Source organism: Hyphomicrobium sp., from assembly GCF_003987855.1.
In the GTDB taxonomy this organism is placed as follows: Bacteria; Pseudomonadota; Alphaproteobacteria; order Rhizobiales; family Hyphomicrobiaceae; genus Hyphomicrobium_B.
In genome coordinates this window covers 65,463-88,889 of sequence record NZ_RXIZ01000022.1, presented here as the reverse complement: position 1 = coordinate 88,889, position 23,427 = coordinate 65,463, and the positions used below count along the sequence as shown (strand labels likewise).

The 23,427-nt window shown below is 60.3% G+C and carries 21 protein-coding genes and 1 pseudogene; 12 read left to right on the top strand and 10 right to left on the bottom strand.

Annotated features, from left to right (window positions below; genetic code table 11):
- Positions 1–58: 58 nt before the first annotated feature.
- The 3 genes from EKK30_RS17750 to EKK30_RS17740 all read right to left on the bottom strand — a co-directional run bounded on the left by EKK30_RS17750 (position 59) and on the right by EKK30_RS17740 (position 2,292).
- Entirely contained in the window at positions 59–868 is an 810-nt protein-coding gene (locus tag EKK30_RS17750; RefSeq protein ID WP_290987019.1) for a DsbA family protein, read from the bottom strand.
- Positions 869–880: 12 nt separating this feature from the next.
- Positions 881–1,549 carry a DsbA family protein gene (locus EKK30_RS17745; protein ID WP_290987018.1) on the bottom strand — a complete coding sequence of 223 codons (669 nt, stop codon included), beginning with the start codon at positions 1,547–1,549 and terminating at the stop codon, positions 881–883.
- Positions 1,550–1,692: 143 nt separating this feature from the next.
- Positions 1,693–2,292: a DciA family protein gene (locus EKK30_RS17740; protein ID WP_290987017.1), complete on the bottom strand. Its 600-nt coding sequence runs from the start codon at positions 2,290–2,292 to the stop codon at positions 1,693–1,695.
- A 46-nt stretch (positions 2,293–2,338) separates the two neighbouring features.
- Here EKK30_RS17740 and mutY point away from each other — a divergent pair, with 46 nt between their 5' ends.
- The gene (gene mutY / locus EKK30_RS17735) at positions 2,339–3,469 is read left to right on the top strand and encodes an A/G-specific adenine glycosylase (protein WP_290987016.1); all 1,131 of its coding nucleotides are present in this window, start codon (positions 2,339–2,341) and stop codon (positions 3,467–3,469) included.
- A gap of 13 nt (positions 3,470–3,482) precedes the next feature.
- On the opposite strand, the gene EKK30_RS17730 is transcribed toward mutY, so the two are convergent.
- The 4 genes and pseudogenes from EKK30_RS17730 to EKK30_RS17715 form a co-directional block, all read right to left on the bottom strand.
- Positions 3,483–5,681 carry an EAL domain-containing protein gene (locus EKK30_RS17730; RefSeq protein ID WP_290987015.1) on the bottom strand — a complete coding sequence of 733 codons (2,199 nt, stop codon included), beginning with the start codon at positions 5,679–5,681 and terminating at the stop codon, positions 3,483–3,485.
- Between the two features lie 290 nt (positions 5,682–5,971).
- Entirely contained in the window at positions 5,972–7,087 is a 1,116-nt protein-coding gene (locus EKK30_RS17725) for a DNA methyltransferase (RefSeq protein ID WP_290987013.1), read from the bottom strand.
- A 162-nt stretch (positions 7,088–7,249) separates the two neighbouring features.
- Positions 7,250–7,891, bottom strand: coding sequence for a ribonuclease HII (locus tag EKK30_RS17720; protein WP_290987012.1), 642 nt, complete (start codon positions 7,889–7,891; stop codon positions 7,250–7,252).
- Positions 7,892–7,923: 32 nt separating this feature from the next.
- Positions 7,924–9,036, bottom strand: a pseudogene (locus tag EKK30_RS17715) (PA0069 family radical SAM protein).
- A gap of 147 nt (positions 9,037–9,183) precedes the next feature.
- On the opposite strand from EKK30_RS17715, the gene EKK30_RS17710 reads away from it, so the two are divergent.
- On the top strand, positions 9,184–9,891 hold the full coding sequence (locus EKK30_RS17710; protein WP_290987011.1) for a TIGR04283 family arsenosugar biosynthesis glycosyltransferase: 708 nt from the start codon (positions 9,184–9,186) through the stop codon (positions 9,889–9,891).
- Between the two features lie 11 nt (positions 9,892–9,902).
- Here EKK30_RS17710 and moaB read toward each other — a convergent pair whose 3' ends face one another.
- Positions 9,903–10,439, bottom strand: a complete 537-nt coding sequence (moaB, locus tag EKK30_RS17705; protein WP_290987009.1) for a molybdenum cofactor biosynthesis protein B — start codon at positions 10,437–10,439, stop codon at positions 9,903–9,905.
- Positions 10,440–10,453: 14 nt separating this feature from the next.
- Positions 10,454–11,350 carry a uracil-DNA glycosylase gene (locus EKK30_RS17700; protein ID WP_290987008.1) on the bottom strand — a complete coding sequence of 299 codons (897 nt, stop codon included), beginning with the start codon at positions 11,348–11,350 and terminating at the stop codon, positions 10,454–10,456.
- A 143-nt stretch (positions 11,351–11,493) separates the two neighbouring features.
- On the opposite strand from EKK30_RS17700, the gene EKK30_RS17695 reads away from it, so the two are divergent.
- The 3 genes from EKK30_RS17695 (at position 11,494) to EKK30_RS17685 (ending at position 16,184) form a co-directional block, all read left to right on the top strand.
- A complete protein-coding gene (locus EKK30_RS17695; RefSeq protein ID WP_290987006.1) occupies positions 11,494–13,176 on the top strand; it encodes an electron transfer flavoprotein-ubiquinone oxidoreductase in 1,683 nt (560 codons plus the stop codon).
- Between the two features lie 239 nt (positions 13,177–13,415).
- The gene (locus tag EKK30_RS17690; RefSeq protein WP_290987004.1) at positions 13,416–15,248 is read left to right on the top strand and encodes a tetratricopeptide repeat protein; all 1,833 of its coding nucleotides are present in this window, start codon (positions 13,416–13,418) and stop codon (positions 15,246–15,248) included.
- Between the two features lie 69 nt (positions 15,249–15,317).
- Complete coding sequence (locus EKK30_RS17685) at positions 15,318–16,184, top strand: 4-(cytidine 5'-diphospho)-2-C-methyl-D-erythritol kinase (protein WP_290987002.1); 867 nt, start codon at positions 15,318–15,320, stop codon at positions 16,182–16,184.
- Positions 16,185–16,204: 20 nt separating this feature from the next.
- On the opposite strand, the gene EKK30_RS17680 is transcribed toward EKK30_RS17685, so the two are convergent.
- Positions 16,205–17,140, bottom strand: a complete 936-nt coding sequence (locus tag EKK30_RS17680) for a polyprenyl synthetase family protein (protein ID WP_290987132.1) — start codon at positions 17,138–17,140, stop codon at positions 16,205–16,207.
- 182 nt (positions 17,141–17,322) lie between these two features.
- On the opposite strand from EKK30_RS17680, the gene EKK30_RS17675 reads away from it, so the two are divergent.
- The 7 genes from EKK30_RS17675 (at position 17,323) to glyS (ending at position 23,361) form a co-directional block, all read left to right on the top strand.
- Positions 17,323–17,556 (top strand): DUF2007 domain-containing protein, encoded by a 234-nt coding sequence (locus tag EKK30_RS17675; protein ID WP_290987130.1) that lies wholly within the window; start codon positions 17,323–17,325, stop codon positions 17,554–17,556.
- Positions 17,543–18,331, top strand: coding sequence for a methyltransferase (locus EKK30_RS17670; RefSeq protein ID WP_290987001.1), 789 nt, complete (start codon positions 17,543–17,545; stop codon positions 18,329–18,331). The genes EKK30_RS17675 and EKK30_RS17670 overlap by 14 nt, the downstream gene beginning before the upstream one ends.
- A gap of 108 nt (positions 18,332–18,439) precedes the next feature.
- Complete coding sequence (locus EKK30_RS17665; protein ID WP_290987000.1) at positions 18,440–19,273, top strand: S49 family peptidase; 834 nt, start codon at positions 18,440–18,442, stop codon at positions 19,271–19,273.
- 17 nt (positions 19,274–19,290) lie between these two features.
- The gene (locus EKK30_RS17660) at positions 19,291–19,497 is read left to right on the top strand and encodes a hypothetical protein (RefSeq protein ID WP_290986999.1); all 207 of its coding nucleotides are present in this window, start codon (positions 19,291–19,293) and stop codon (positions 19,495–19,497) included.
- A gap of 180 nt (positions 19,498–19,677) precedes the next feature.
- Positions 19,678–20,628 (top strand): glycine--tRNA ligase subunit alpha, encoded by a 951-nt coding sequence (locus EKK30_RS17655; protein ID WP_290986998.1) that lies wholly within the window; start codon positions 19,678–19,680, stop codon positions 20,626–20,628.
- Positions 20,625–21,092 carry a hypothetical protein gene (locus tag EKK30_RS17650; protein ID WP_290986997.1) on the top strand — a complete coding sequence of 156 codons (468 nt, stop codon included), beginning with the start codon at positions 20,625–20,627 and terminating at the stop codon, positions 21,090–21,092. Before EKK30_RS17655 ends, EKK30_RS17650 begins: the two co-directional genes overlap by 4 nt.
- 139 nt (positions 21,093–21,231) lie before the next feature.
- Complete coding sequence (gene glyS, locus EKK30_RS17645; protein WP_290986995.1) at positions 21,232–23,361, top strand: glycine--tRNA ligase subunit beta; 2,130 nt, start codon at positions 21,232–21,234, stop codon at positions 23,359–23,361.
- The last annotated feature ends 66 nt before the right edge of the window (positions 23,362–23,427 follow it).

Below are 23,427 nucleotides of genomic sequence, written 5' to 3'. Positions count from 1 at the left end.
TCGCTTGCGTCAGTCCTCGAAGCCGCTCGACGTGGCGTCAGGACCGTCGCAAGAGCCCTTAAGGGCTTGCAGCCGCCGTTGGCGTGCTGCGCTGCTGATTGGCCTGTTCGACGTAGTCGGCAATCTCGGCGATCGTCAGCTCTTTCTTCACGAGCTTGGTGCCGATGAAAAAGTTCGGCGTCCCGATGATGCCGAGCTTGCGCCCACGATCCTTAACCCACTTCAACTTCTGGATCATGTCTTGATTCTGCAAGCAAGCGTCAAACTGCGGGCGCGTCATCCCCACCTGTTTGGCGACGGCGTAGATCGCATCGAGCCTGACCTCCTGGCTGACCCAAGAGGCCTGTTGCTCCATGAATTTTCCGTAGAGTTCCAGATACTTGTCGGGAGGCGCGCAGCGCAGGGCGATTGTGGCATTGCCGGAAGACTTCCCGATCGGGAATTCACGCAGGACATACCGGACTCGACCCGTGTCGATGAAGCGGCGCTTAAATTCCGGATAGACCGTCAGGTGAAAGTTACGGCAATGCGGACACGTCAGCGACATGTACTGCACGATCGTCACTGGCGCGTTCGGCTGCCCCCAGCTCATCTCGGGAAGCGGACTGGGCGCCATGATATCAGCGATCGTAGGATTTTCGATGACCTGACGGCCACTTACGGCCGTTGCGCTCGAATCGCCGAAGGGCGTCGGCATCCCTTCTGACGTCTCGGAGCCGGTCGTTGGATAGGCTCCGAGATTGTTGCTGTCGGTGGAGACACTTGCCGTAGCCATTGGCGACAGGGACGGCAGCGTCGATCCGCAGCCCGCCAGCAAGCCTGCAACGAGGAAAGCGGCGGCTAGGCTGAGCGTGCGGACAGAAAGCATTTGGGTTTCCGGTTATTTCGCTGCCAACAGCGGTTCGATCACCTTATCAAATGCTTCGAGCGTTGGAGCCTCTTGCAGCTTCTTGCCGTTGATAAAGAACGTCGGTGTGGCATTGACGCCAAAGGTCTCGCTAGCGCGTGTGCGCTCGGCCGTAATCTGGTCTAAAAGCTTCTGGTTCGTCAGGCACTTATCGAAACTCTCCTGAGTGAACCCAGCTTGCTTCGCGATGTCGAACAGCTTCGGCACCGGGCTGCCTTCGGCAAACGCCCAATCCTGCTGCTTGGCGTAGTAGGTCTCGATCATCGGGAGCGCCTTATCCGGGGCGACGCAGCGCGCGAGCATCGAAACGGCAGCCGCCAGGTTATCGAGCGGGAAATCGCGGAATATGTAGCGAACCTTGCCGGTGTCGACGTACTTTTTCTTGAAGTTCTCGAAGACGTCGTTCGTGAAGTGCGCGCAATGCGGGCACGTCATCGATGCGTATTCGACAACGGTTACCTTCGCGTCCGGGGAGCCGAGGGAAAGATCGGGAAGGTCAGTCGGCTTCATCAGTTCCTCGACGGAAACTTCCGCCGGGCCGTCTTTGCGCTGCGCGAAGCTCGGGTCCGCGCTCGAAATCGCCACGACAGCAACGGCCGCCATGGCGAGCAGACCGGAAATGACTTTTTTGAAGGTAATCAAGGTCCCAACTCCTCTGGGAATGCATCTCGCTTTGCAACGGCGGCCAAACGAGGGCCGGCCGAACGCGGTTCCGGCGCCCGAATAAGCCCAATCGAAGCTGAATAGCAACAAAACGATCAGCAATATGAGCTGAACGATGGCCCTCAGCGGGTACGGGCCGCCGTGACACTTCTCCCTAGGGCTTCAAGGGCTGTAGCGAGGTCGCCTCCACCTCTGGAAGATGGTGCGCTGGCTAGCGCAGGAGATGGAGGTGGACTGGGCGTAGCCGCAGCGATTGAGCCTGGAACCTGGTGGACCTTGAGCTGTCCGATGGCGCGGTAGCCGAAATAACGATTGATCCGGTCGATGATTTCCTTGTGCCGGTAGGAAACTTCGAGGGCAAATGCCGGGTCGGTTGCGACAATCAAGGTGGCACCAGCACTTCGGCCTTCGTCATCGCCCTCGGTCGCCGCAGCTTTGCTCCCGCGCGGCCACTTGATCGATTCGGGACGCGTCAGTCGGGCGACATCTGACCCGACAATGGTGGGCCAGGAGGCCATGATCTCGGCGCTGTGAAACCCGAACTTCTGGAAAACGGCGGCTGTCACCTTCGGCACGAAGGCTCCGACTGCTTTTGCAAATTGCCCCTTGCTACTAATACGCGTGTCGCGCGGCAGCTGTGTCGTCTGGGCTGTGGGTTCCGGCTCGGACACGGCAGTAAACTCGCTCGTGAGGCTTGTGGTGACGCGTAGGCCAGCTAGCATTGTCGATGCGATTCGAGGTTCCCGCGCAACCGGAGACAAAGGGCGCATGGGCGCGGTCCAGGAAAATGTCGCTCTTCGCAGAAAGCAGCAACAGCTTCCGTTGCGGCCGGCAGGTCCGTTGACGGTAAAATCGTTGCTGGCTTGGTACGAGGCCGAGCGCCGCGATTTGCCCTGGCGCTACGGCCCGCGTAAGGCAGCCAACCCTTATCGGGTCTGGCTTTCTGAAATCATGCTGCAGCAGACGACTGTCAAAGCGGTCGTGCCCTATTTTCAGAAGTTCGTGGCGCGATGGCCTACGGTCGCTGCCCTGGCGGAAGCTCCGCTCGAAGAGGTTCTGCAACAGTGGGCTGGTCTAGGCTACTATTCGCGCGCCCGAAATTTGAAGGCATGCGCAGAGACGGTGGTTCGAGATTTCGGAGGCGAGTTCCCGCGCGCTGAGGCCGATCTGCTGAAGCTTCCCGGCATCGGGCCGTACACAGCGGCCGCCATTTCCGCGATTGCCTTCGGTGAAAAGGCGACCCCGGTCGACGGCAACGTCGAGCGCGTCGTCGCTCGCTTGTTTGCGGTGAAGCAGCCGTTGCCCGGCGCCAAGACCGAGATTCGCCGTCTCGCAGCGACGCTGACGCCGCAACGGCGCGCCGGCGATTTTGCGCAGGCGATGATGGATCTCGGTGCTGAAATCTGCACGCCGAAAAAACCCTCATGCCTCGTCTGCCCCGTCCAGCAGGACTGCGCGGCGAGCGCTCACAATCTTGCCGAACTCCTCCCGATCAGAGCCGCCAAGACGGCTCGGCCTACCAGGCAAGGCGTGGCGTTCCTCGTCCAGCGAGAGGACGGTGCGGTGCTTCTACGACAGCGTCCGGAAGCGGGACTGCTCGGCGGGATGCTGGAGGTGCCGTCAACGCCGTGGGACGAGCAACAGCCAGCGCGGAGTGAAGCAATGCGGTCGGCGCCGGTAAAGGCGTCCTGGCACGCGGTGACGGGAACCGTAGTTCACGTGTTCACGCACTTTCGCCTCGAGCTGATCGTCTATCGCGCTCTCGTCCCGTCCGACACGAGCGTCACGCTCTGGGCTGAGCCCGAGCGCTGCCGTTGGGTTCATCGCCGCGACCTTCACGCTCAGGCGCTGCCGAGCGTTATGAAGAAGGTCATTGCGCACGGCCTTGCCGACAATTGATGCTGCGCCGGGGCTAAAACTGTCCGGACGCTGCGCCGATCCCCGCCGCGTTCAAGGCATCAAGGATCAACGGGACATCTCCGACGGGCCGCGCCTTGCTGTAAAGGAAGCCTTGTCCCTCATCGCATCCGACCGCTCTGAGGAAAGCCTGCTCGGATTCGGTTTCTATCCCCTCGGCTGTGATCGTCATTCCCAGGCTTGAACCGAGTCCCATGATTGCCCGGATGATGGCCTGCGATTCAGTTCCAAATCCAATCCCGCGAACGAACGAGCCATCGATCTTGATCTTGTCGAACGGGAACATGCGCAAGTAGCTGAGGGACGAGTAGCCGGTGCCGAAGTCATCCATGGAGATGCGCACGCCCAGACTCCGGATCGAATGGAGAATGGACAGCACGCTTTCGGAGTTTTCCAGAAGCAGCGCCTCCGTTATTTCGAGCTCCAGCCTTTCCGGCTCCAATCCCGATGCCTTGAGCGCCTCCGAAACAGCTTGGAAGACGTTGCCAATCCGGAACCGCTGCGGAGACATATTGACCGCGAGCCGCGCTTTTTTCGGCCAGGTCGTGGCGTCCTGACAGGCGCGATGCAAGACGAAATCAGTGATCGGCGCGATAAGCCCGCATTCTTCCGCGATCGGAATGAACTCGGAGGGCGGGATAAAACCGCGCTCGCTATGCGGCCAACGGAGCAGCGCCTCGAAACCTGAAACCTCGCCGGAATTCAACGTCACGAGCGGCTGATAATGAATTTCCAATCCGCCGCTCATGTAAGCGTGGTGAAGTTCGCTCTCGATCTTGCGCCGCGCTTGCACGCGAACGTTCATTTCCGCCTCGAAATACCGGTAGCATCCCTTGCCGTCACCTTTAGCCTGATAGAGCGCCAAGTCGGCGTTCTTCAGAAGGGCTTCGGCCGTCTCGCCGTCGCTCGGGCACAAAGCGATGCCGACGCTCGCGGTGACGTTGACGGCTTGATCATCGATGGCGAAGGGCTCTCGTAGCGCGTCGATGATCCGCTGTGCGACAGAGCTCACCTCGACGGCATGATTTGCGTTCGCAAGCACGACGGCGAATTCATCGCCTCCTAGACGCGCGGCAATATCATCTTTGCGCAGGCTGCCTTGGATTCGCGTGGTCAACTGCTGAAGAAGCGAGTCGCCCGCCGCATGTCCCATGGAGTCATTGATGACTTTGAAATTATCGAGGTCGATGCAAAGAACCGCGACCCCGTTACCGGAACGCTTCCTTGACGCCAGCAGTTCATCAAGCCGCTTGCGGAGGAATACGCGATTGGCGAGCCCTGTGAGAGCGTCATGGTGAGCAAGATACGCGACCTTCGCCTCCGCTGCCTTGCGCTCGGTGATGTCGATTGCAGCGAACAGGATCGCCGGCGTTTGTCCCTGAGTGATCGAACTCGAGTAGATGGCAACGTCGATCGATGTCTGATCCGCCTTGATGTGCCGCCACGTTTGTCCGGCGAATTCTTCGGCTTTCCCGCCATAGAGATTATCGAGATAGGCGTGGTCATCCGGATGATGTAGATCGAGCAGCGTTTTCGTCGACAGCTCCTCGACGGTGAAACCGTAATGGCGAAGCGCCGCCGCGTTTGCGCTTAGAATTCCTTTGTCGCTCTTGCGCACGACGAACATCGGTACGGGATTGGCTTCAAACAGCATGCGAAACGATGCTTCGCGCTCCTTCAATTCGCTGATGTCGATACGCAGCCCGACGACGCCCCCGTCACTCGTCAGCCTCTCGTCGATCAGTATGCAGCGCCCGTCCGATATCCATTGCTCGTGCCGGTCCTTCGCTTGGAACAGCCGCTTGACCCGCTCTACGATCCATTGCTCTTCGCGGCCCTTCGCTTCCGGGTAATCCCCGCGTGCAACGCCAATTCGCAGCGTATCTTCGAGGCGAACGCCGATTTCGAAAAGATCCGCACTTCGCTTGTAGATATCGGCGTATTGCTGGTTCCACAGTACGTACCGGCCTTCGCGATCGAGAACGACCACGCCCTGAGGAAGCATGTCGATGGCTTCGCGAAGCTGCTTGTTTGTCCTCTCGGCATTCTCCAGGCGCTCGGCCAGATGTTTGGCGTCGTCGCTTAAAGTTGCCTTCGGCCCCGCGCGGCGACGCGCACGAACGCGATGGAGGCCCAAGCGTACAGTCGATCGAGAAGAAGACGATTGCGGCTTTCGAAGAAAATCGTGCGACATGAATACCCCCCACTGGCAAAATCGGCGGGAGTATTCGACCGGGCAATTAACAGAGCTTGAGCGAGACTTGCGAGAGAGCCGTGAGCCTTGCTCGATATATATTCAAGGCGTGCGCGTTGCTGCTTGGGGAGAAAGCAGGCTGATCGCCAAATGAACAATCCCGGTCGATTTTGGAGTTTTTCGGGAAATTTTCTGCCGAGCGCGTAGGCAGTGGATTTTCCCAATCGTGGTTATGGATGTCTTAAATTCCTGATGGCGCGGCACGCCACCAGGATTAGCGCCATAACTGTCTAAGCAGATACGCTTCCGCTCAGGCCGAGTTGCCGCTTCGCCTGCGCGCGCAAAACGTCGATCGGCTTGAGCTTTCCTTCGACTTCGAAGTGCCAGAACGTCCAGCCGTTGCAAGCGGACTTGCCCTGCACGATGGCTCCGAGACGATGAATGGAAGCCTGCTGTCCAGCGTAAAACAGCGTGCCGTCGGCGCGCACTTCGGCCCGCACTTCGCGTCGCGGATCAAACAGCTTGCGTCCCGGCTCGATGATGCCGAGTTCGAGGATCTGCCCGAATGGAATGCGCGGCTCGCCACGCTTGGATGGGATCGCTTCGATCGCATCGAGGTCGAGCGGAACGACTTTCGCTATGCGCTCATCGGCCGCCTTCGCATAATCGACGTCGCGCTCGATGCCGATGAACTTGCGTCCGAGCCGCTTTGCCACCGCACCGGTGGTCCCGGTCCCAAAAAATGGATCGAGCACCGTATCGCCGGGCTTCGTGGAGGCGATCAGGATGCGATGAAGTAACGCCTCAGGTTTCTGAGTCGGATGCGCCTTTCGGCCGCCATCGTCTTTCAAACGCTCTGGACCCGAGCAAATCGGAAAGAGCCAGTCGGAGCGCATTTGAATGTCGTCATTCGACGCTTTCAGACTTTCGTAGTTGAACGTCACGCGAGATTTCTTATCGCGCCCAGCCCAGATCATCGTCTCATGGGCATTGGTGAAGCGCTTGCCGCGGAAATTCGGCATCGGGTTCACCTTGCGCCATACGACGTCGTTCTGGATCCAGAAGCCAAGATCCTGGATCGCAACGCCGAGCCGGAAGATGTTGTGATAAGAGCCGATCACCCAGATCGCGCCGTCGGGCTTGAGTACTCTGCGGCATTCCGCGAGCCAGGCGCGGCAAAAGGAATCATAGGCTGCGAAATCGTCGAACTTGTCCCATTGATTGTCGACGCCGTCGACCTTCGTGTTGTTCGGCCTGAGAAGATCGCCCGCGAGCTGCAAATTGTAAGGCGGATCGGCGAAGACGAGATCGACGCTGGACGTTTCGAGCTTTTTTAGCTCAGCAATGCAATCACCAATAAGAATCCTTCCGCTCTCCGAGCGGCCCTTGACGCGACGCGAACCCATGTACTCGAACCTGTTACGCTACGTGTGACTGAAGCACCGCCTCGAACTCAAAATGCGACGGGCCAAGCTTTCTACATCATCGGGACTCCGCTTGGATACGCTCCGGCGACGCGCAAGCGATTTATATTTTTTGATTCGATCTGCAACTGGTCGAGCGCTGATTCAGACCAGCGCCCCAAGCCCGAGAGCCAGTTGAACGGGCTTGAACGAGCGCCGATGCAACGGCGAAACGCCAAGCTTGTCGATCGCTGCTTGATGTTCGGGCGTCCCGTAACCTTTGTGGCGTTCGAAACCATATCCGGGATAGTCGCGCGCCAGCTGCGTCATGATGCGATCGCGGGTCACCTTCGCCACGATCGACGCAGCGGCGATCGACAGACACTTCGCATCACCCTTGACGATGGTTCGTGTGGGCATCGGTACGCGGGGCGCCTTGTTCCCGTCGACAAGAACGAGCTTGGGCACATCAGCGAGCTGGCCAATTGCTTGCGCCATCGCCCACAGCGTCGCCCCGAGAATATTTTCGCGATCGATGCGATCGACATCGGCGATCCCGACGGCCACGATCGCGACCTTCATGATGCGTCGGTACAGATAGGCGCGCGAATCCTCGTCGAGGATTTTGCTGTCGTCGATATTTGCCGGAATTTTATCGGGATCGAGAATGACCGCAGCCGCGACGACGGGGCCGGCCCACGGGCCGCGTCCAGCTTCGTCAACCCCCGCGATCGGACGCGAGCCGAGTTGGTGCTCGGCGGCTTCCAGTTCGAATGTCGGCTTGATGCGCGAATCGGCGATTTTCATTCGCCAGTTTGGTCATCGCGCCGAACAGCCTGTCAAAGCAGTGGAAGCTGTTGTCCACTGCTACCAGGGCGCAGGAAAAGATCAGTTCGCAACGCAACTCGATCTTGGCCCATACCGAGCCGCTTTTTTGCGAGACGGAAGCGCAACGCGATTTGCGTGGCATAGGGGCCGCGCCCCACCTGACGCACGCCGAAGTCAGGCGTGTAATCGCGGCCGCCATGCATCGAGCGTAGAAGAGAAATCACCCGTTCGGCCCGATTGGGAAACTCTTATGCCAGCCACTCGCGGAAGAGATCTTTTATTTCAAGGGGCAAGCGCAGCAGGACGTAGCCCGCATCCCGCGCGCCAGCCTCGCGCGCCGCTTCGAGAATTGGCTCGATCTCGTGATCCGTAAGCCCCGGAATGATCGGCGCCACCATTACGGTCACGGGGATACCCGCGTCAGCGAGGCGTTTCACCGTCTCGAGCCGCTTAGGCGGTGTCGCTGCGCGCGGCTCCATCGCCCGCGCAACATGACGGTCGAGCGTGGTGATCGACACCGCGACGCGAGCTAGAGTCTTCTCCGCCATCGGCCCGAGCAGGTCGATGTCCCGGGCGACGAGCGCCGATTTGGTAATGATCCCCACCGGATGATTGGTGCGCGCCATCACCTCAACGATTGATCGCGTGATGCGCCGTTCGCGTTCGATAGGTTGATATGGGTCGGTGTTGCCGCCGATCGCGATCGTCTCCGGCTTGTAGCTCGGCTTGCTGAATTCCCGTTCCAGAAGTGCCGCCGCATTGGGCTTGGCGTAGAGCTTGGTCTCGAAATCCAGCCCGGCCGAGTGCCCGAGATAGCAGTGGCTCGGACGCGCATAGCAATAGATGCAGCCGTGTTCGCATCCTCGATAGGGATTGATCGAACTGTCGAACGAAACATCGGGGCTGTCATTGTGCGAAATGATTGATTTCGCGGCCTCTTCGACCACCTCGGTCTTGAAGGCGTCGAGATCGCCGAGGCTTTCCCACCCGTCGTCGAAGGCTTCATGCACCTCTGCCTCGAAGCGGCCGGTCTTGTTCGTCCGGGCTCCACGCCCGCGGCGGCGCTCCGCATCCACGGCGTCTTGCGAAAGGGGTCGGCTTGGGTTTTCTCTGTCAGCCCGCATCCTGGCTCACTTGCTGTTTTCCACCTCCATACCAGACGTCATGGAACAAATAAAGAACATCGAGAGGTCGGCCCGGCACGGGCCGTAGTTAAAGCCCGCGACTTGGCGCGCCTTGCCGACCAAAGATTGTCGTGTAAGGAAAAGACGATGATCTCAGTAATCATTCCCGCCCGGAATGCCGAACGAACGTTGGCGATGACGCTGTCGGCGCTAGTCCCAGCTGCCGTCGACGGGATCGTGCGGCAGGTCATCGTAGTCGACGGCGGCTCCACGGACGCCACCGCCAAGGTCGCGGACATCGCTGGCGCCGATGTCGTCACGAGTGCTCCGGGACGTGGCGGGCAGCTGGCACAGGGCGCAGCCGCCGCGCGATTCCCTTGGCTCCTCTTTCTGAACGCCGACACCGTCCTCCAGGACGGATGGGAGCGAAGCGCCACCGCGTTCATGCGCCGTGTGGACCTCGGCGAGCGCTCGATGGCAGCCGGCGCCTTCAAATTTCGCCTCGATGACAGGGGGCTCGCTCCCCGATTGCTCGAAGCGGCCGTGCACCTGCGATGTAAATTCCTCCGCGTGCCGTACGGCGATCAGGGCTTGCTGATCCGGCGCGATCTCTTCGATGCCGTCGGCGGCTACAAGAATCTGCCGATCATGGAAGACATCGATCTCGCCCGTCGTCTCGGTCGCCGCAGGTTTGCGATGCTTGATGCGGAAGCGGTGACATCGGCACATCGGTATCGGCGTGACGGCTATCTCTCGCGATCATTTCGCAATCAGATCTGCCACATGCTTTACGGGGCGGGCTTGCCGATCAGCATGATAGCGCGGCTGAGCGGCAACGTAGAAAGCGCGCCTTAGACGCGCGACGATCATTTTCGATGCTCTTCGAGACGAGGAATGATCTCGACGAAGTTGCACGGCCGATGCCGAATATCGAGCTGGAACTTCAGGATCCCTTCCCACGCGTCTTTGCAGGCGCCGGTCGATCCTGGAAGACAGAAGATATACGTACCCCGCGCCACACCTCCGCAAGCGCGCGATTGGATCGTCGACGTTCCGACCTTTTGATATGAAAGCATATGAAAGAGGATCGAGAAGCCCTCGATTTCTTTCTCGAAAAGCGGCTTCACCGCTTCCGGCGTCACGTCACGGCCCGTGAACCCAGTGCCGCCCGTCGTGATCACGCAATCGATCGACGGGTCCTCGATCCAGCCCTGGATGATCTGCCGGATCTGCATTGCGTCGTCCCTGACGAGCTTGCGGTCGGCCAAGGCATGGCCCGCCTCGCCGATCACGCGTTCCAAATACGATCCCGACGTATCGTCCGCGAGCGACCGCGAGTCTGACATCGTCATGATCGCGATGCGGATTGGAATGAATTGGCGTTCGGCATCGATGCCGGCCATGGCAGTCTCTCGTGCTAGAGCTTCGACTTGATCTGTAACAGGTCTATCCACGCCAGTTGCTTGGCGGCTGGCGTACGTAGAAGGTAGGCCGGGTGCAACGTCGCGATGGCTGGCACCGTGCGGTCGCCGATCTGGACTTCGCGCCACTTGCCGCGAAGCCTCATAATGCCTTCAGCGGCGCCCAACACTTCTTTTGCGGCCGAACCGCCCACTGCAACCAGCACTTTTGGTGCAACGAGTTCGATCTGCCTTTCAAGAAAAGGCCGGCAGGCGAGTGCTTCCTGCGGCGTCGGTGTGCGGTTTCCAGGCGGCCGCCAATAGACGATGTTGGTGATGTGAACTTCGGCTTCGGAAAGCCCGATCGCGGCAAGCATCTTGTCGAGCAGTTGCCCCGCCCGTCCGACAAAAGGTTTGCCCGCGAGATCCTCGTCGCGTCCCGGTGCTTCGCCGATGATCATCAGGTCCGCCTTGGCCGCGCCGCGATAGAAGCAAAGCTTTGTCGCCGTGGATTTCAGCCCGCAGCCGTCGAAATCGCGAAGTGCGGCCTCCAATCCCTCCAACGATGTCACAGACCGCGCAATGCGTCGGGCGCCGGTCTCCGCTTCGCTCGCACCGAGCGGCGTTGCGGCGCGCGGACGAACGGCCTCCGCCCTTCCGGTGTCGGCACGAGCAGGACTTCTCATTTCCACTTGAGGCCGGATCGGCGGCGAAGCTCCAGAAGGCCGGGCAGCCGCGCCGGGTGGCGAAGCGACGTCATGTCCCCGTTTGGGCCAAGAAAAACCAGCGCCCGGGGCCTCGTCGCCGCGCGCCAGCCAGTCTTGAGCTGTGTGCCCGACAGCCGCATCCGCGCCCATGGCGTGCAACCAATCGAGCAGCGCCAGCATTTCATCCCGATCGTAAAAACTTGTCATCGGGATCGAACAATAAAGACAGCCCCGCCAAAATGCACGCGTCCGCCGCGACCCCACCCGTGGCATCGGTCAACTTGACGCTTCTCGTCCCGCAACCTAATCGAGTTTACTGATGGACTTCCAAACATCCGAAAGAGGTGACGATGGCCGCTGACGACGCCGAATTGCCGGCCCGCGAGGCAATGGACTTCGACGTGGTGATCGTCGGTGCCGGACCGGCGGGACTGGCCGCAGCGATACGCCTGAAGCAGAAGGCGGCGCAAACGGGTTCAGAAATATCCGTCGTCGTCGTTGAGAAGGGATCAGAAGTTGGCGCGCACATCCTTTCGGGCGCGGTCATCGATCCGATCGGCCTCAACCGCCTCATCCCGGATTGGAAAGAACGCGGCGCTCCGGTCGAAACGCCGGTGACCGAGGATGTATTCCTCGTGCTCGGCCCGGAAGGTGACATCCGCCTGCCGAACTGGCCGATGCCGCCGCTGATGAAGAACCACGGCAATTACATCGTCAGCCTCGGCGCGCTGTGCAAATGGCTCGGCGACCAGGCAGCTGAACTCGGCGTTGAAATCTATCCGGGCTTTTCGGCAAGTGAAGTTCTCTACGACGAGAGCGGAGCCGTGGCGGGTGTTGCGACGGGAGACATGGGCGTCGGTCGGGATGGGCAACCGAAAGACGCCTTCGTCCGCGGCATGGAACTTCGCGGTAAGTATACCTTGATCGCAGAAGGCGCCCGCGGCTCTCTCTCGAAAACGCTGATCCGCCATTTCGATCTGGCCAACGATCACGAGCCGCAAAAATACGGTATCGGCATCAAAGAACTTTGGCAGGTCGCGCCGGAGAAACATAAGCCCGGATATGTCCAGCACTCGTTCGGTTGGCCGCTCGACAACAGCACGGGCGGCGGCTCTTTTCTCTATCACTATGGAGACAATCTCGTTGCCGTCGGCTTTGTCGTGCATCTGAATTACGCCAATCCGTATCTTTCGCCCTACGACGAATTCCAGCGCTTCAAAACGCACCCGGCGATCCGAAGCGTCTTTGAAGGCGGCAAGCGCATCGGCTACGGCGCACGCGCGATAACAGAGGGCGGTTGGCAATCGATGCCGGATCTTGTTTTTCCGGGCGGCGCGCTCCTGGGCTGCGCGGCAGGCATGGTCAACGTCCCGCGCATCAAGGGCAGCCATAATGCCATCCTGTCCGGTATTGCAGCCGCCGATGCCGTGGTCGATGCACTTGCTGCGGGACGCGCGCATGACACCCTTGATGCGTACGAAGCCGATGTGCGCAGTGGCGATATCGCCAGAGACCTGAAGCGCGTACGGAACATGAAGCCGCTGTGGTCTCGATTTGGAACAATCCTGGGCGTGATGCTTGGCGGCATCGATCTTTGGCTCAACACCATCATTTCAGGTGTGGGCCTGGGCTTCACGTTGAAGCACGGCAAGACCGATGCGGCGGCGACCGGAAAAGCGCGAAATTATAAGCCGATCGCGTACCCGAAACCGGATGGCAAACTGACGTTCGACCGTCTGACGAACGTCTCATTCTCCGCGACGAACCATGAGGAAGATCAGCCGGTTCATCTCAAGCTGCTCGATCCGACCGTTCCGATCGCCGTCAATCTTCCCGAATATGCCGAGCCGGCTCAGCGCTACTGTCCCGCCGCCGTGTACGAAGTCGTTCATGACAGCGCCGGCGCAGCACGGTTTCAGATCAACGCGCAGAACTGCGTCCACTGCAAAACCTGCGATATCAAGGACCCGAGCCAGAACATTGTCTGGACGTGCCCTGAAGGCGGCGGCGGACCCAATTACGCCGGAATGTGACGTTCTACTGAATAACGTTTGCTGAGCAGGGCGCGATCGTCGCGTGCCCGCTCGCGACGATATAAGCCAGATCGCTAGGTGCATTGTAGCGCAGTCTCGCGCACAATGTTGATAACGGTTAGCAATTTCGGCTCATGTCTTATTTTTCACGTAAAGCTTGTCGCCAACAGCGCGGTATCTTTGCTAGGCTTGACCCTGCAGGAATCGAATTGGCTTCCGGCAGCAAAGGGAAAAAGTCGATGCGGGGACCCTTCGGGCGCGTGCTGAGTGTATGCCTTGTCGCAATTGCACTGACGATTGCCGGGTTTTTCAGCGAGGCTCCGGCCCGCTCTCAAGATCAGGACCAGGATCAAGCGCAAGATACCGGTCAGGACGAGACGTCCAATTCGATCCTTGGGAATTATCTCGCCGGGCGTTTCGCTCGCGCGGCACAGGATACGGAAGAAGCGGCAGACTTTTACGGCCGCGCGCTCGAACGCGATCCGACGAACGAGGTTCTGCTCGAGCAAGCCTTCCAGATGGAAACGATGTCGGGCGACTGGTCGAAGGCTATTCCTTTGGCCGAACAGCTGTCTGCCTCCCATCAGTCGCATCGCATGTCGCAATTCCTCCTTGGCGTGACCGCGTTCAAGGCGGGCGACTATAAAAAGGCGGAGGATCGTTTCACCGCCGCTTCCGAGAACCCCATCGGTGAATTGACTAGCGCGATTGCGATCGGTTGGACGCGCTTGGCCGCTGGCGATACCGATGGCGCGCTCAAGGCTCTGGATCTTCCGCGCCAGCCGGATTGGGCACAATTCTATCTCCGCTACCATCGCGCTTTGATCGCTGATCTTGCCGGTCGCAAGGCCGATGCACGCGCCTCCTATGAAAAAGTGTTTCGTCAGGACAGCCGCACGCTCCGGACCTCACTTGCCTATGCGCAGTCGGCCGCTCACTACGGCGATTTCAAAACTGCGCGTCAGGTGATCAAGCAGCAACTCGCGAAAACGCAAGGTGAGCCGCATCCCTTGGCGAAGGAGATGCTCGAGATCATCAATAAGAAAGAAAAGCCGCCGCTTCTCATTTCGTCGCCGACCGAAGGTCTGGCCGAAGTCTTCTACGGTCTCGGTGAGGCGCTGGCGGGCGAGGGCGGCGTCAGCCTCGGCACGATTTATCTCCAGCTTGCTCTTGATGCGAAGCCGGATCACGTTTTTGCACTCGCAGCTCTTGCCAACGCACAGGAAGCCGTCAAGCGTTACGACGATGCGTTGAAAACGTACGACCGCATTCCGGCCGGAACGCCGCTGCAGAGCGCGATCGACATCCGCCGCGCCTTCGATCTCAATTCGCTCGATCGCACGGATGAAGCCAAAGCCATCCTCGTCAAGTTGAGCGAGCAGGACCCCAAGGATGTTCGCCCGCTTGAAGCGCTGGGCAACATCATGCGTGCCCGCAAGGATTATCAGAGCGCTGTCACGTACTTCACCAAAGCGCTCGCTGTTCTGAACAAGTCCGATTCGCGCAATTGGGGTTACTACTACGCACGAGGCACGGCCTACGAGCGCTTGAAGAATTGGTCGGCTGCGGAAGCGGATTTGAAGCGCGCGTTGGCACTCGCGCCCGATCAGCCGCTTGTTTTGAATTATCTCGGCTATTCCTGGGTCGATCAGGGCAAGAACCTCAAAGAGGGCACGCGCCTGATCGAGAAGGCCGTCCAGCTGAAACCGGATGACGGCTATATCGTCGATAGCCTCGGTTGGGCCCACTACAAGCAGGGCAACTTCAAGGAAGCCGTTCGCTACCTCGAGCGTGCTGTCGAGATTAAGCCCGAAGATCCGACCTTGAACGACCACCTGGGTGATGCCTTCTGGAAGGTTGGCCGCGAGCGCGAGGCGCGCTTCCAGTGGAGCCAGGCTCTGTCCCTCAATCCCGAGCCGGACGACGTAGACAAGATCAAAGCGAAGCTCGAGCGTGGGCTGGATTCCAAAGGCGAAGCAAAAAACGTTGAAAAGACGCGTCAGGTCCAGCGGGACGAGCTTCGTCGCCGTAGCGAAAACAAGACGGGAACGCCCAGCCGAGCGGTCGAATAGTAACGACGCATCAAGAATGTTTGTGGGAAAGACGGGCGCAACAGCGCCCGTTTTTACATCATGGAATGCATGTCGAAAGTGGAATTCGCTCCAGCGAAGATCAACCTGACGCTCGAAGTGTTAGGGCGGAGGTCTGACGGCTATCACGAGCTTCGCAGTCTTGTTGCCTTCGCATCCGACATCGGGGATCGGTTGACGCTTTTCCCTGGACCTTCCATGCCGACCGAAGCGAGCGGCCCTTTCGCCGTGGGCCTGCAGGGATCCAATCTCGTCGACGCCGCCATTGCCGCAGTATCGCGCGTGGTGCCATCACGCGAACTCGGCCGGATAGAGCTCGAGAAAAATCTGCCTGTCGCGAGCGGTATCGGCGGCGGCTCTGCAGACGCGGCTGCTGCGCTGCGTCTCTTGCGCCTTGCGCATCCTGAAATTGCTGAGCTCGATCTCACCGGAATTGCGCAAGAACTTGGCGCCGATGTTCCCGTTTGCTTGCAGAGCCGGGCAGCGACGATGACCGGCATCGGGGAGGACATCAGCCCGACTGCTTTTCCCGGCGATCTATTCGTGGTTCTGGCGAATCCGCTCGTACCTGTTCCGGCAAAGAAAACCGCAGAGGTGTTTCGTCTTCTCAACGCCCAGCCGCTCGCGCCCGATGCCGCCAAGGAAAGCGCACCGGTCTTCTCGTCCGTCCGGGATGTGTTTCGCTACGCAGCGTTGCGGGGCAACGCACTCGAGGCGCCGGCACGCCAATTGATCCCCGAGATCAACGCTGTGGTCTCCGCGCTCGCCAAGCTCCCGAGATCACGCGCTGCGCAACTGTCGGGGGCAGGCCCCACCTGTTTCGCGCTCTTCGAAACAGAGCACGCAGCTAAGACAGGAGCGCGCATCTTGAAATCGCGGCAGCCCCAATGGTGGGTTGCCCACTCGCGTTTGGTTTGAACAGCCGGCCGTTCGCTCGTTCAGTGAGAACGGCTAATGCAGAATGCAATCACCTGCTCGAGCGCATCTTTTTCCTGGCTGTCAGGGAATATCGCGAGCGCGTCGCGCGCAATGGAACCGTAGGAGCGTGCGCGTTCGAACGTCGCCTCGATTGCCTTATGCCGGCGCATGAGGCCGACCGCGTGCTCAAGATCACCGTCGGCGATTTTGCCTTCCGCCACGGTCCGGTTCCAGAACTGCCGCTCGTCGTTCGAACCGCGCCGGAATGAGAGAATGACGGGGAGCGTGATTTTGCCCTCGCGGAAATCGTCGCCAACTGACTTTCCCAGCCGCGTGCTGTCGCCTGCGTAGTCGAGGGCGTCATCGACAAGCTGAAATGCCAGGCCCAAATTCTTTCCGTAGGAACGCAGCGCCGCCTGCTCTTCGCTGGGCCGCATGGCAAGCGCGGCGCCGGCCTCGGCCGCGGCAGAGAACAGAGCGGCCGTCTTGGAATTGATGATCGTCAGGTAATCGTCTTCGGTGGTCGAGGTGTTTTTGGCCGCGGCGAGCTGCATGACTTCGCCTTCGGCGATCGTTGCAGCGGCATTGGACATGATGCGGAGCACGGAAAGAGACCCGACATCCACGAACATCTTGAACGCCTGGCCGAGCAGGAAATCGCCCACAAGAACGCTCGCCTGATTGCCCCAGATCATGCGCGCCGTCTTCCGGCCGCGCCGTGCGGCGCTTTCGTCGACGACGTCATCGTGCAGAAGCGTCGCGGTGTGCATGAATTCCACAGCCGAAGCCGTGCGGATGTGGCCGTTGCCCGTGTATCCGCAGAGCTTCGCGGTCGCCAGCGCCACCATCGGCCGAAGACGCTTCCCGCCGCTGTCGATGAGGTGATGCGCCAGTTCCGGGATCATCTCGACGTCGGACACCGCCTTGTCGAGAATGATGCGATTGATCGCTTCCATGTCGTCGGCCACGAGATCGAGAAGCGGCTGCAGCTTCTGGCTCGTTTCCCGGACGTCTTCGAGTGGAATTACGCGACCCAAGGTGGCCCCCAGTTTTCATTGCGTGCTAATATATATGCAGTCGTCGTCAAGTCGTCACGCGGTACAGCGTGGCAACAACTTTGTTCATTTTCGGAATTGCCATGCGCGAGTTAATTTTAACGAATGATGCGGTCTTGCTCAGTTACGTGGAGGCTCTGCTCGCCGACCAAGGGATCGAAGCGGTGGTATTTGATCGAAATATGAGCTTGATGGAAGGGTCAATCGGAGCATTCCCGCGACGTCTTGTCGTTGCGCAGGAAACATGGCACCGCGCAAGCCGCATCCTTGTCGACGCCGGACTTGGTGAATGGGTCGTGAGCAATGAACGCGCTTGAGGCTGAAAAGCGCTCGTCCGACCCGGTGACCGAAGATCTATTCCTGGGAGACGCATTAAGCGTCGTACAGCCCCGAAGCGGCTATCGGGCGGGTACCGATGCCGTCCTCCTGGCAGCCACTCTGGAGCCAAATTCAGCTCACGGCGGGCCCGTCCTGGACGTCGGCTCGGGCGTCGGTGTCGTCGGGCTCTGCGTAGCAGCGCGGTGCCCTGGCACCAAAGTCGTTTTGTTCGAACGTGAGCCGCAGCTGGCCGAGCTCGCCCGCTTGAATGTCGAGAAAAACGGCCTGGCGATGCGCGTTTCGGTTGTTGAGGGCGATCTCGCACGCGCTTCCGGTGCGCTCGACCTCGCGGGGATCCCATCGGAAACGTTCGCCCACGTCTTAGCCAACCCGCCCTACCACGAGGAGGGGCGCAGCACTGCGGCGGGCAACCAGTTGCGAGCGGCGTCACATCAGATGGCACCGGACGCGCTGGATACCTGGGCGCGCTTCATGAACCGGATGGCCGCGCCTGGAGGGCGCGCGGCGATGATCCATAAGGCGGAGGCGCTGCCGCGCATTCTTTCAGCCTTCGCGACCAGGTTCGGTGCGATTAGCGTGCTTCCGATACACGCACGTGCCAGCGAACCGGCCATTCGCGTGATCGTATCCGGCATCAAGGGCAGCCGAGCACCGATTTCCATTCAGCCCGGTATCGTGCTCCATGGTCCGGATCAGGCTTTTAGACCCGAGATCGAAGCCGTCTTCCGCCACGGCGCCGCTCTGCCTACTTGATACCGGCGACCCGATCTCTACTGGCAGCAAACGGGCAATTGCTCTAGAAACTCGCCTCTTTCAAGCCGGTTCACAAATCCCCACATCGCCCCGCAGGAGTTTCCATTCATGTGGCCGTTTTCGCGTCAGCCGACTATCCCTGTTTTGCGCTTTACCGGTCCAATCGGAATGGCGACGCCTCTAAGGCCGGGGCTGTCGCTCGCAAGTTACGCCGGCGCCATCGACAAAGCGTTCTCGCTATCGAAGCTTCCGGGCTTGGCCGTCGTGATCAACTCGCCAGGCGGCTCGCCGGTGCAGTCGAACTTGATCTTCAAGCGGCTCCGTCAGATGGCCGCCGAGAAGAAGAAGAAGATCTACGTCTTCTGCGAAGACGTCGCCGCGTCGGGCGGATATTTCCTCGCCATCGCAGGCGACGAAATTTATGCCGATCCTTCATCGATTATCGGCTCGATCGGGGTCGTCTCTCGCAGCTTTGGCTTTGTGGAGCTGCTTGAGCGGGCGGGAATCGAGCGTCGCGTCTACACGGCAGGAGCCAACAAAAACCAGCTCGATCCCTTTCTTCCCGAGGATCAGGAAGACGTCGAACGCCTCAAGGCCATTCAGAAGGACGTCCACGACGTGTTCATCGGCCTTGTCAAAGAGCGCCGCCTTGGCAAGCTCAAGGCACCCGACGAAGAACTCTTCTCGGGCGCCTTCTGGTCCGCCTCGAAGGCCGCCGAGTTTGGCCTCATCGACGGCATTTCCGATATGCGTTCCAAGATGCAGCAGGTTTTCGGCGACAAAGTCCGCTTCAAAGTCGTTGAACCCGAGCGCGGTGGTCTGCTGTCGCGGCTGCGACGGGCCCCTGGCGCCTCTGCCATAGGCCTAGGTGGTCTTGCTTTTGCCGACGATCTGGTGTCCGCTGCCGAGACGCGCACGATGTGGTCGCGTTTTGGGATCTAGGCCCGGAGGGCCGAACAATGCCCCCGTTGATGTTTCTTGCAGTCGTTGGTGCCGCTGGGATCGCCGGATACCGGCTGCTGTCCTCTTTGGCTCGATATGGTCAGGCCGCGCGTAAGGAAGAAGCCCGGGTGCGCCGGGCGACGGCACCGGTCCGGGATCTGGGCAACCTCGAATGGGACGAGGTTGCCGGCGTTTATCGTCCCCGCGCGCAACGCGACAACTGACCAACTCTGAACCGCCGGTCGTTCAAGATGACGGCTGTGCTGCGGCGCATCGCAGCCCCGGATGCAAGCAAGGCGGAGCGCGCCTGGCCCTACCTTCCTCAAAACGCCGACAGCGCGTGACAAGGGTTCTTTAACGCGTATATTGCGGCCGCAAATTCCAGCCGGATCGAGCAAGAAAATATGCCCCAGACGTCGGTTGCAACCAAGGCCGGGCGCCTCCCGCCGTTGCGCCCAAAAGCAGCATTCCAGGATCTCATCCTGACTTTGCAAAGCTTCTGGAGCGCCGAGGGTTGCGTGATCCTGCAGCCCTACGACATGGAAGTCGGCGCCGGCACGTTCCACCCGGCAACCACCCTGCGTTCGCTTGGGCCCAAGCCATGGTCCGCCGCCTACGTGCAGCCGTCCCGTCGTCCCAAGGACGGACGCTATGGCGAAAACCCGAACCGGCTTCAGCATTACTACCAGTTCCAGGTCATCATGAAGCCGTCTCCCGCCAATATGCAGGAGCTCTATCTGGCGAGCCTCGATGCCATTGGCATCGATACGACGCTCAATGACATTCGCTTTGTCGAGGATGACTGGGAAAGCCCGACGCTCGGCGCCTGGGGCCTTGGCTGGGAAGTCTGGTGCAATGGCATGGAAGTCTCGCAGTTCACCTACTTCCAGCAGGTCGGCGGCTTCGACTGCAATCCTGTTGCCGGCGAAATCACCTATGGGCTCGAGCGCCTCGCCATGTACGTCCAGGGCGTTGATCGCGTGTTCGATCTGAACTTCAACGGTCGCGACGACGACAAACGCCTATCCTATGGCGACATCTTTCTGCAGGCCGAGCGCGAATATTCCCGCTACAACTTCGAGCACGCCGACACCGAGGCGCTGCTCCGGCATTTCAAGGACGCAGAAGCGGAATGCATGGCCCTGCTTGAGGCCGGCGCAAGAAATGGCGAGGAGCACTTGCTCGCTCTCCCCGCCTACGATCAATGCATAAAGGCGAGCCACATCTTCAACCTGCTCGACGCTCGGGGCGTGATCTCGGTCACGGAACGTCAGAGCTATATCCTGCGCGTTCGGGAGTTGGCGAAAGCCTGTTGCGGCGCGTGGCTTAAGACTGAAGGAGGAGGACGCGTATGAACGACACGACCCTCGGTATTATCGCGGCTGCTGTGCCGCTCGTCATTATTGGCTTCTTCGCTCTCCGGCGCTTGCCGTGGGTATTTGCGTTTTTCATCGCGCTGGTCGCCGTTGGCATTGGCTATCTGCAAACGACCGGCACGATGAAGGAGTTCGGACACAAGGTGCGCGTTTCGCTTCCGGCTGGAATTCTGCCCGAGCACAAAAAGGCGGAAGAGGCGCCGGCTGATGGCGGCGCGATGAAGGCGTTGCCACCGCCAGCGGAAACAACGCCACCAGCCACGCCACCGACCCCACCAACCCCACCTGCCGCGGAAGCAACGCCGCCGGCGGCTCCAGCACCTGCTCCGGAAGCGGCTCCTGCGACGCCGCCGGCCGAGCCCGCGCCTTCGGCAACTCCGGCTCCGGAAAGCAAACCCGACAACGCGACGCCGCCTGCAACGCCGGCGCCTGCGAACCCATAAGAAACCTCTCTCCCCGTAGCGGCATCGCGATGGGGAGAGGCCAGGGTGAGGGGCCTAAGGGCGCCCTGCATCTTTACCCCTCACCCTCACTCTTTCCTGTAAGACCAGGAAAGAGACAGTCTCGCGAGATCGATCCTGAATGTCTGAACTGCTGCTTGAGCTTCTGTCGGAGGAAATCCCGGCGCGCATGCAATTGCGCGCAGCGGAAGATCTGAAACGCCTTGTCCTCGACGGCCTTAAATCGCGCGGTCTGGAAGTTGGCGACGCGCGGGCCTATTCCACGCCTCGTCGGCTGACGCTTGTCATCGATAATGTCCCGCACGGCTCCCCTGCGATTTCCGAAGAGAAGAAGGGTCCGCGCGTCGGTGCGCCGGAACAAGCGGTCGCCGGGTTCCTGAAGTCTGCTGGCCTTGCGTCTATCAAGGACGCCTCTGTCGTCAAGGACGACAAGAAGGGCGATTATTACGTCGCCAACATCGAGAAGCCCGGCCGGGCCGCGGCTGAGATCATCGCCGAAACGGTCATCGACGTCGTCGCGAAATTCCCCTGGCCGAAATCGATGCGCTGGGGCGCGTCTCCCTTTCAGTGGGTGCGTCCGCTCCAGTCGGTGCTCTGCCTGCTTGGCGGCAAGGTCGTGCCGTTCGAAATCAACGGCCTTGCGTCGGCCAATGAAACCCGAGGCCATCGTTTCCTCGGTCCCGGACCGTTCAAGGTCAAAAGCTTCGCCGACTACGAAGAGAAGCTCCTGGCGCACCACGTCATGCTCGATCCGGCAAAACGGGTCGCTGCGATCTCCGAGCAGGCGCATGCGCTCGCCAAGGAAGCCAAGCTCGAGCTCGTTGAGGATGACGCGCTTCTAGCGGAGAATGCCGGGCTGACCGAGTGGCCGGTCGTTCTGATGGGATCGTTCGAAAAGGCCTTCCTCGAAGTCCCGGGCGAAGTTCTCACCACCTCGATGAAGACGCACCAGAAGTGCTTTTCCGTTCGCGATCCGAAATCAAAGAAACTCGCAAACAAGTTCCTTCTCGTTTCGAACCTCGTCGCCAAAGATGGGGGCAAGGAAATCATCTCGGGCAACGAGAAGGTCAGTCGCGCGCGCCTGTCGGATGCGAAGTTCTTCTGGGAGCAGGACCTGAAGCATCCGCTGGGCGAGATGGCGGGTCGGCTCGAACACGTCACGTTCCACGAGAAGCTCGGTTCGCAGAAAGATCGCGTTGAGCGCATCGAGCAGCTCGCGTTCGAACTCGCTGGTGCCTGTGATGCCGTGCCGGAAGATGCGCGCCGCGCCGCTGGTCTCTGCAAGGCGGACCTCGTTTCCGAAATGGTTGGCGAGTTCCCCGAGCTGCAAGGCTTGATGGGCCGCTACTATGCGGAGCACGTCGGCACTAAGCCCGAAATCGCCCGCGCCATCGAGCTGCACTACAAGCCGAAGGGCCCGACCGATTCCGTTCCGCGTGAAGATCAGGGCGACGCCGTCGCCTGCGCCGTCGCCCTCGCCGACAAGCTCGACACGCTCGTTGGCTTCTGGGCCATCGGCGAAAAGCCAACCGGCTCCGGCGATCCCTACCAGCTTCGCCGCGCCGCGCTCGGCGTCATTCGCATCGTGCTGGAGAATGACCTTCGTCTTCCTCTGCTCACTGCCATCGACAGTTCTGCCAAACTCTTTGGTTGGAAACTCAAAGGCGGGGTAGGGGCTCCAAGCAACGCGCTGATGCCCAACAGGTTCGATGTTCCGAAGGTGAAGGAAGATCTGCTCTCCTTCTTCGCCGACCGCCTGAAGGTCTTCCTCAAGGATCAAGGCAAGCGCCACGACCTGATCGACGCTGTGTTTTCGCTAGGGGGCCAGGAGGACCTCGCGCTCATCGTCCGTCGCGTCGAAGCGCTCGACGACTTCTTGAAGACCGACGACGGCGCCAATCTGCTCGCCGGCGTCAAACGCGCCGCCAACATCCTCTCGATCGAAGAGAAAAAGGACAAGAAGTCCTACGCGGGTTCCTATGATCTTGCGCTTCTCACCGAGAAAGAAGAAATCGCGCTCGCCGCCGCCATCGAAGCCGTAAAGCAGGATACCGTCGCCGCGATACAGGTCGAAAATTTCGGCGGTGCTATGCGCGCGCTGTCCGAACTCCGCGCCCCCGTGGATCAGTTCTTCGATAAGATCCTGGTGAATGCAGAAGATAAGAAGGTGCGCGAGAACCGCCTGCACCTGTTGTCCGAGATCCGCGCCGCGACGGCCACCGTCGCCGACTTCTCCAAGATCAGCGGCTGATCCTCACCGCCGCTGCAGCCGCTCGCACGCAATAAAAAGTCCTCGGGTTGGGAAACCCGAGGATCA

Coding starts and splice junctions, on each gene's coding strand:
- EKK30_RS17750 (WP_290987019.1), bottom strand. CDS start 868: ATGCTTTCTGTCCGCACGCTCAGCCTAGCCGCCGCTTTCCTCGTTGCA.
- EKK30_RS17740 (WP_290987017.1), bottom strand. CDS start 2,292: ATGCTAGCTGGCCTACGCGTCACCACAAGCCTCACGAGCGAGTTTACT.
- mutY (WP_290987016.1), top strand. CDS start 2,339: ATGGGCGCGGTCCAGGAAAATGTCGCTCTTCGCAGAAAGCAGCAACAG.
- EKK30_RS17730 (WP_290987015.1), bottom strand. CDS start 5,681: ATGTCGCACGATTTTCTTCGAAAGCCGCAATCGTCTTCTTCTCGATCG.
- EKK30_RS17725 (WP_290987013.1), bottom strand. CDS start 7,087: ATGGGTTCGCGTCGCGTCAAGGGCCGCTCGGAGAGCGGAAGGATTCTT.
- EKK30_RS17720 (WP_290987012.1), bottom strand. CDS start 7,891: ATGAAAATCGCCGATTCGCGCATCAAGCCGACATTCGAACTGGAAGCC.
- EKK30_RS17710 (WP_290987011.1), top strand. CDS start 9,184: ATGATCTCAGTAATCATTCCCGCCCGGAATGCCGAACGAACGTTGGCG.
- moaB (WP_290987009.1), bottom strand. CDS start 10,439: ATGGCCGGCATCGATGCCGAACGCCAATTCATTCCAATCCGCATCGCG.
- EKK30_RS17700 (WP_290987008.1), bottom strand. CDS start 11,350: ATGACAAGTTTTTACGATCGGGATGAAATGCTGGCGCTGCTCGATTGG.
- EKK30_RS17695 (WP_290987006.1), top strand. CDS start 11,494: ATGGCCGCTGACGACGCCGAATTGCCGGCCCGCGAGGCAATGGACTTC.
- EKK30_RS17690 (WP_290987004.1), top strand. CDS start 13,416: ATGCGGGGACCCTTCGGGCGCGTGCTGAGTGTATGCCTTGTCGCAATT.
- EKK30_RS17685 (WP_290987002.1), top strand. CDS start 15,318: ATGTCGAAAGTGGAATTCGCTCCAGCGAAGATCAACCTGACGCTCGAA.
- EKK30_RS17680 (WP_290987132.1), bottom strand. CDS start 17,140: ATGGAAGCGATCAATCGCATCATTCTCGACAAGGCGGTGTCCGACGTC.
- EKK30_RS17675 (WP_290987130.1), top strand. CDS start 17,323: ATGCGCGAGTTAATTTTAACGAATGATGCGGTCTTGCTCAGTTACGTG.
- EKK30_RS17670 (WP_290987001.1), top strand. CDS start 17,543: ATGAACGCGCTTGAGGCTGAAAAGCGCTCGTCCGACCCGGTGACCGAA.
- EKK30_RS17665 (WP_290987000.1), top strand. CDS start 18,440: ATGTGGCCGTTTTCGCGTCAGCCGACTATCCCTGTTTTGCGCTTTACC.
- EKK30_RS17660 (WP_290986999.1), top strand. CDS start 19,291: ATGCCCCCGTTGATGTTTCTTGCAGTCGTTGGTGCCGCTGGGATCGCC.
- EKK30_RS17655 (WP_290986998.1), top strand. CDS start 19,678: ATGCCCCAGACGTCGGTTGCAACCAAGGCCGGGCGCCTCCCGCCGTTG.
- EKK30_RS17650 (WP_290986997.1), top strand. CDS start 20,625: ATGAACGACACGACCCTCGGTATTATCGCGGCTGCTGTGCCGCTCGTC.
- glyS (WP_290986995.1), top strand. CDS start 21,232: ATGTCTGAACTGCTGCTTGAGCTTCTGTCGGAGGAAATCCCGGCGCGC.